Here is a 7,441-nt window from a genome sequence, read left to right as displayed (position 1 = left end):
CTGCTGACCCTGGCCGCCGCCATGGCGGGCTCGGTCGGCGTCACCCCGCGTTTCGAACTGTTTCCCCTAGACCTCAGCCTCGACCGGGCGCTGCGGATCTCGCAGGCCGCGGCCAGGGTGCGTGCCGGGATCGGAATCGGCACCGACGACCTGCTGAGCAGGGTGAGGTCCCGCTTCCCCGGCCTCGCCACGCTCGCGGGTGTCACGTACGTGGACTGGGAGGAAGCCCTGGCCGAGGCGCACTTCCCGCTGGAGTACGACCGGGACACGCGGCGTTTCTTCCCGCCCGAGCGGGACGCCGAGCAAAGCCGCCCGCCCTACACCGGCTCGGTACTCACGAGCACCGGCGCGCTGTACGAGGCCGCGCAGGGCCAGCTGGCCGAGGGCCGCGACCCACGCCGGGTGATGGAGGTGCGGCTTCAGGAGGCGGTGCGCCGGGGCGGGTTCCTCGCCCTCACCGTCCGGGGCGCCCAGCTGCCGGGCACGGCCGAGCGCCTCGCCACCCGGTTCGACGCGCTGCCGGTCGATGTGGACGAGCTGTTCCTGGCTGCCCTGCGGGCCCTGGCCGACGAGCAGCAGGTGCGGTGGGGTGCCCTGCTCAAGGCGGACGCCAAGTTCACCGACACGGGCCGCATCGGGCCCGCGCTGGCCTCCTACACCCGACTCGCCGCCGAGCGGGTCGCCGCCCGTTGCACGACGCTCGCCCAGCAGGCGGGCTCCCGCACGGTGCTCCTCGCCCACCGGGCCTCCCTGGTGGCCCGGTACTGGGAGGCGGGCGGCCGCGAGCTGCTGGTGTCGCTCCAGGAGGCGGCACGCCGACCGGCCGGCGTGCCGCACGGTCTGTGGCTGCTGGTTCCCATGGACGACCCGCAGGCCACCCCGGCACTGGACGGCCGCACGGTGGACGTGGTGGACCGGGTGAGCGAGTGGGTGGTCCTGGAGGGGCTGTTCATGAAGGAGCTGGAGGGGCTCCTGGAGGCGAGCTGACGGCTGACGCCGGATCAGCCGGAGACCATATGATCTGCGTCGTGGGGGACGACGAGGCAAGCAAGAAGACGAAGCCGGACTACGCCTGCGCGGGGGAGCGGCACTACAAGGATGCCTCCTACCTCTATGGCGACGGACGGCTGTGCAACGCGGACCAATTATTCGGGCTCGCGGTGGAGTGCCTGATGAAGGCGCTGCTGAAGAAGTTCGCCGGGCCGCACGGGGTTTCCATGACGAACAACAAGGGCTTCGAGGACAACCGGCTCTGGTGGGATGACCCCGACGAGGAGAACGACAAGAAGAAGCGCAAGTGGCTGGGGCACATAAACGAGATACGGGAGGCCCTCCCCCTGCTGCTCGACGGACGCTCCGGCCCCACTCTCACAGAAGCCCTGGACAGGGTCTCCGCGGATTTTGAAAAGTGGCGCGTCAGCGACCGTTACACCGACGGGACCTACCTCGACCCCGCTCTCCTGACCCGCCGCCAGGAGGCCGCGACACTCGCCCACGACCTTCATCTGCACGCGGAATTGACCGGAAAGCTGCCATGACCCTCTACGACGCACCGATCCGCTTCGACGAGGCGCGCCCGGCCGCCCTCGGCCTCGCCCGCGAGGTGGCTGCGGAAGGCTTCGACGTCCTGCTGGTAAGGGATGTACTCGGCAGGTTCTCGCTGGTCGTGGACGATGGCGAGCGGAGTGAGGGGGCCGGCGACGAACAGGCCGAGCGCTGGCGGGAGTCGTTCACCGGCCGGCTGGGCCGCTACAGCGGGGACCGTCCGCTCGTGCTGACCTCGGTCACACGCCTGCCGAAGACGCTGACGTCATCGTCCCGCACCCTGGAGGTCGCGGCAGCCACCGGCACGACGGGCGCGATCCGGCTCCTCGACAACACGGTCGTCGGCGAGGAATGGTCCCACGTCACCACTCCCCCCGCCACCGATGACGGCGGGGCACCTCGCCCCCGCCGCACGGCCCTGTACGGGTTCAAGGGCGGTGTCGGCCGCACGACGGCGGGCGCGGTGCTCGCCCGCCGGCTCGCCGACAAGGGGCTGATCGTGCTGGTCGTCGACCTCGACCTGGAGTCGCCCGGTGTGGGCCCACTCCTGCTCGGGGACGGCACACTGTGTACGCACGGTGTCGTGGACCACCTGGTGGAGTCAGCGCTCGGCAACGCGGACGGCTTGGAGATCGTGACCCGCTCCAGGTACACCCCGCGCGAGGGGGGTGAGCTGTGGATCGCCCCGGCGCGCGGCGCGGGGACCGAGGGCGTGCCCAACGCGTACGTGGACAAGCTGAACCGGGTGTACGCCGACACGGAGGGTGCCCGTTTCGCCGACCGCCTCGCCGCCACGGTCCGTGCCTGCGAGGAGGCGGTGGAACGGAGCGACAGCGGCCGTCTGCCCGACGTGGTGCTGCTCGACAGCCGGGCGGGCATCCACGACGTGGCGGCCGTAACCATCTCCCATCTGTGCGACTACGCGCTGCTGTTCGGCGCGGACAACGACCAGACGTGGTCGGGCTACCGGGACCTGTTCGAGGCGTGGGCGGCCTCCGGGCAGGCTCCGGCGATCCGGCAGAAGCTGCGCATGGTGGCGTCGATGGTCCCGGACTCGGTGCACTTCTCGAAGGACACCTACCTTGAGTCCTTCCGCCAGAACGCCCATACGACGTTCAGCGTCCTCTACGACTCGCTCGCGCCGAACGAAGTCGCCGGCGCCGCGGAGGGCTCCTGGGAGCTGGACGACGACTCCGCCCCTCACTACGCGATCCCGATCCTGTTCGAGCCGGGCCTGGTCGGGATGAACGTGCCCAACTCCCCGGATTGGCAGGAGCGTGCCTTCGTCCAGGCCGCGTACCGTGACTTCCTGGACACGGCCGTCCCGCTGATCCTGGCGGGTGCGGCCCAGGATTCCGGCGCCGAGTCCACCGAGTTCACCGAGTCCGAGGACGACCGCTCATGACCGAGCCGCTGACCCCCGGTGAGTACCGCGACCTACTGTCGCGCGCGCTGGACGGCACCGTGGACGCGGACACCCGGCCCCCCGAGCCGCACACCCTGTACATGCCGGACGCGCACCGCGCTGCGTTGTACGTGGACAGCACGGTGGTGCAGGGCGACCGTGGGGTCGGCAAGACTTTCTGGGCGCGCTCGCTGCTCGACGCCGAACTGCGCGCGGCGGCGGCCCGCGAGTACCGCATCAACCGGCTGAACCGTCTGCGCGTCACGCCCGGCTACGGCATGGACTTCGTGCTGCACTACCCGGGCCCCCTCGCCTTGCCCTCGCTGCTCGCCAGCGGCGCGCTCCCGGCGGAGATCTGGCAGGCCGTCCTACTCACCGCCCTGGGACAGCCCGAGCTGTGGGCGACGGAGGACTGGGCGGAGCGCGTCGCCTGGGTGCGCGCCAACGCCGGACCGGCCGAGGCCACCCTCGCGCGGGCGGACGCGGAGGCCGCCGCCGAGGACATGGTGCACCTGCTGGTCTTCGACGGCCTGGAGCACCTGCACAGCGACTGGGACACCCGCAACCGGATGATCGCCGAGTTGCTCCGCCTGGCGATGCGGATGCGGTTCGGCACGCGCCGCATCCGGCTGAAGGTGTTCCTGCGTCCCGACATGTTCGACGCGGCCAAGCAGCTCTTCCCCGACGCGTCGAAACTGTCCGGGAACGCGGCCCGCCTGGAGTGGACCCGCGCCGACCTGTACGGGCTGCTCTTCCACCACCTGGGCAACGAGGACGACGAGGCGGCCGAGCGGTTCCGTCGTTTCACAGGGGGCTGGCAGCTCTCCGGAACCGGCACGTCGGTGCGGTACGCGGCCCCGCCCGACCTGCGCAACGACGAGAAGGCCCAGCAGCAGCTGTTCGAGCGCATCGCCGACCCTTTCATGGGTACGAACGTCCGCATGGGCCGCCCGTACACCTGGCTGCCCAACCACCTGATGGACAGCAACGGTCGGATCAGCCCGCGCAGCTTCCTCAAGGCCCTCGACGTGGCTGCCGAGACGGCGCGCACCTCGTACTCCGCGCACAGCCGCGCCCTGCACCACGACGCCATCCGCAGGGGGGTCCGCGAGGCGTCCGAGGTCCGCGTCGACCAGATCTGTGAGGACACCCCGTGGGTCGAGCTGGCAATAAAGCCGCTCGAGGGCTGCCAGGTCCCCCTCCCCCAGGGAAAGATCATCAGCATTTGGAAGAACCACGACCTCCCGCGGCTGCTGCGGGAGGACACCGCCCGCTACGCCCAGGCCGACCGCCCCGAACTGGTCCGCACCGGCCCTCGTCACCCCGACGACCTGCCGCGTCTGGTCCAGGAGCTGATCGATCTCGGCGTACTGCGCCGCCGCGACCACAACGTGGACGACTACTCCCTCCTCGACCTGCCCGACATCTACCGCCTCGCCTTCGGCCTGGGCCGCCTCGGCGGGATCCCGGTCGCCAAGCGGTAGCTCCCCGGTGGGTCCGCCGCACCGTCCCGGCTGGCAGGATGGACGGACCGGCGCGAGAGCACGCGCCGCAGACCCGAAGCGAAGGAACACCCCGGTGCCCTCCCAGGATGCCTCTACGACCGCCGAAGCGACGGACACACCGGCCGCCGCGCCGCTGGACCAGGACGCGCTGCTCAAGGACCTCCAGAAGCAGGTCGCGCTACTGGAGGCAGACCTGCGTGAGCGCGCTCATGGGGACAGCGAGCAGGCCGCGGCCCTGAGGGCCGAGTATGACCGAGCCGTCCATGCAGGTCGCACCGAAGTCCGGGAAGAGGAGTGGCTGGAGGAGCGGGTGGTGCAGATCGCCGCCGCCTGGGTCCTCGCCTGCGTCTTCGTCCGCTTCTGTGAGGACAACGGCCTCGTCCCCGACGCCCGCCTCTCCGGACCCGGCGAGAGGCTCGCCGAGGCGCAGGACAACCACGACGCGTTCTTCCGCAAGCACCCCGAGCTGAACGACCGCGACTGGCTCAAGGAGTCCTTCCGGGCGCTCGGCCGCGAGCACGAGATCGCCGAGGGCCTCTTCGATCGGGCGCACAACCCGCTGTGGGAACTCGACCCCTCCTACGGCGCCGCCTCCCGCCTGCTCTCCTTCTGGCGCGAGCGCGGTCCCGACGGCCGCATCCGCCACGACTTCAAGGACCCGCTGCTGCGCACCCGCTTCCTCGGCGACCTCTACCAGCACCTGTCCGAGCACGCCCGCAAGACGTACGCGCTGCTCCAGACTCCCGAGTTCGTCGAGGAGTTCATCCTCGACCTCACCCTGGACCCGGCGCTGGAGGAGTTCGGCCTGGACCCGGTGTGGAAGCACGTCCCCGAGGAGTGGCGGGGCGAGACCTCCGAGGAGATCGACGAGAACGGCAACCTCACCACCGTCGTCCGCGGCCTGCGCTGCATCGACCCCGCCTGCGGCTCCGGTCACTTCCTCCTCGGCCTCTTCCGCCGGATCCTCGCCGCCTGGCGCGAGGCGGAGCCCGGCACGGAGAACTGGACGCTGGTGCGCCGCACCCTGGAGTCCGTCCACGGCGCCGACAAGAACCCCTTCGCCGTCTCCATTGCCCGCTTCCGCATGCTCGTCGAGATGCTCAAGGAGTGCGGTGTCGACCGCCTCTCCGCGGCTCCGTCGATGCCGATCCGCATCGCGGTCGCCGACTCCCTGCTGCACGGGCGGGAGGCCGGCCGCGAGACCGACCCGACGTTCGACGACATCGAGCGGGGCGAGGCGTTCACGTACCGCACGGAGGACGTGGCGCAGTACGTGAAGGAAGCGGACTTGCTGGGGCGCGGCTCGTACCACGTGGTCGTGGCGAACCCGCCGTACATCACGGTGAAGGACAAGGCGGAAAACGAGAACTACCGCAAGATTTATTGGGCGTGCTCAGGGAAGTACGCATTGTCCGTGCCGTTCGCCCAGCGGATCTTCGAACTGGCGGTCCGGGCGAGCGGTGACGAACGGAACGGTGGATTCACCGGGCAGATCACCGCCAACTCGTTCATGAAGCGGGAGTTCGGGGCGACGCTGATCGAGTCGTTCTTCCACGGGGGCCCATACAAGGACCCGCAAACGCGACGCCGACGGGACTTCCCGGGCGTGGAGCTGACCCATGTGCTGGACACGTCGGGGGCGTTCATTCCGGGGCACGGTACGCCGACGGTGATTCTGGCGGGGCGGAACCAGGGGCCTCGACAGGCGCTGCCGGTTCGGGCGGTGCTGGGGGTTCGGGGGGAGCCGAGTCCTCCGGAGGATCCGGCGCGGGGGGAGGTGTGGCAGGCGATTGTTTCGCAGTGGCGGAAGCCAGGGGTGGGTCCCGAAGAGTGGGTGAGCGTGGAAGATGTGGAGCGGCGGAGATTTGCGGAGCACCCTTGGTCGCTCAGTGGTGGTGGGGCGGGCCCGCTCTTGGCGACAGTCGAAGCTGCCGCAGTGAACAAGCTGTGTGATGTCGCCACATCGATCGGCATCACATCTGTCACCGGGGAGGACGACCTCTACCTCATGCCGCGCAACGGCGCGGCTGCGCGACTGGGCATCGCCGCGACCTACCAAATGGTCACCGGCGAGGCCATCCGCGACTTCACACTCAGTCCAGAGTTCGACTGTCTGTGGGTGTACGACAAGAAGTTCAAGACACTGCCCTGGGAAGCAATCGGTGCTTCGCAGCGCGTGCTTGAGCCGTACCGGACCGCCATCTCCTCACGCAAGCGTTTCGGCGTTCCCATGCTGGAACGCGGCATGGCCTGGTACGAGTGGCAGGAGCTGTATCCGAGCAAGCTGCGGACGCCCCTGTCGATCGCGTACGGCGAGGTCGCCACGCACAACCACTTCGTGCTGGACCGGGGTGGGAAGGTGTTCAACCGCACAGCGCCGGTGATCAAGCTGCCTAAAACCGCGAGCGAGGAGCGGCACCTTGAGTTGCTCGGGGCGCTGAACTCTTCAGTGGCCTGCTTCTGGATGAAGCAGGTGAGCCATGTCAAGGGCGGCAGCGGCATCGGCCGCGGAGTGCAGGACGAAGCCTGGGAGAACCGCTACGCGTTCAATGCGACACGACTACAGGAATTCCCCCTCACCTCCGAACTCCCCCTGGCCCTCGCCCGCCAACTAGACACCCATGCCCAAGAACTGGCCGCCCACGAGCCCACCACCCTCACCGCCTCCTCCACCACACCCCCCACCCCCGAAGCCCTCGACGCCGCTGAGGCCGAGCAGGAGCGGATCCGCGCCCGCATGATCCTGCTCCAGGAGGAGCTGGACTGGACGGTGTACGGGCTGTACGGGCTGCTCACGCCCGCCGAGGTGGCCCGGACCACGCTGCCCGGTGATCCGGCCGACCTCAGCGACGCCGATGTACCCCAACTGGAGCTCGGCCAGCGCGCGTTCGAGATCGCGCTCGCCCGCAGCGGTGCCGACACCGCGTGGTTCGACCGGCACGAGTCCACTCCGGTCACCGAGATCCCCCCCTCATCCGAGTGGCCC

The 7,441-nt window shown here is 69.8% G+C and carries 4 protein-coding genes and 1 pseudogene; all 5 read left to right on the top strand.

The genetic code is table 11. The features are described 5' to 3' along the window. Positions 1–987, top strand: a pseudogene (locus IE249_RS37365) (BREX system serine/threonine kinase PglW); the annotation flags it as partial. Positions 988–1,016: 29 nt separating this feature from the next. After that, positions 1,017–1,538, top strand: a complete 522-nt coding sequence (locus IE249_RS15465; protein ID WP_189705394.1) for a hypothetical protein — start codon at positions 1,017–1,019, stop codon at positions 1,536–1,538. Continuing rightward, entirely contained in the window at positions 1,535–2,950 is a 1,416-nt protein-coding gene (locus IE249_RS39750) for a KGGVGR-motif variant AAA ATPase (protein WP_189705393.1), read from the top strand. Before IE249_RS15465 ends, IE249_RS39750 begins: the two co-directional genes overlap by 4 nt. Next, positions 2,947–4,434, top strand: a complete 1,488-nt coding sequence (locus IE249_RS15455) for a hypothetical protein (protein WP_189705392.1) — start codon at positions 2,947–2,949, stop codon at positions 4,432–4,434. Before IE249_RS39750 ends, IE249_RS15455 begins: the two co-directional genes overlap by 4 nt. A gap of 94 nt (positions 4,435–4,528) precedes the next feature. Continuing rightward, a partial coding sequence (pglX, locus tag IE249_RS15450; protein WP_229858534.1) for a BREX-2 system adenine-specific DNA-methyltransferase PglX occupies positions 4,529–7,441 on the top strand: 2,913 nt, incomplete at its 3' end.

This window comes from Streptomyces anandii JCM 4720 (genome assembly GCF_014650655.1).
GTDB lineage: Bacteria > Actinomycetota > Actinomycetes > Streptomycetales > Streptomycetaceae > Streptomyces > Streptomyces anandii.
Note: the sequence above shows the minus strand (reverse complement) of the source record. Positions and strands in the feature narration are given on the sequence as shown.

What these genes read in the sequence shown, in the direction of transcription:
- IE249_RS15455 (WP_189705392.1), top strand. Translation starts at nt 2,947, where the DNA reads ATGACCGAGCCGCTGACCCCCGGTGAGTACCGCGACCTACTGTCGCGC.
- IE249_RS15465 (WP_189705394.1), top strand. Translation starts at nt 1,017, where the DNA reads ATGATCTGCGTCGTGGGGGACGACGAGGCAAGCAAGAAGACGAAGCCG.
- IE249_RS39750 (WP_189705393.1), top strand. Translation starts at nt 1,535, where the DNA reads ATGACCCTCTACGACGCACCGATCCGCTTCGACGAGGCGCGCCCGGCC.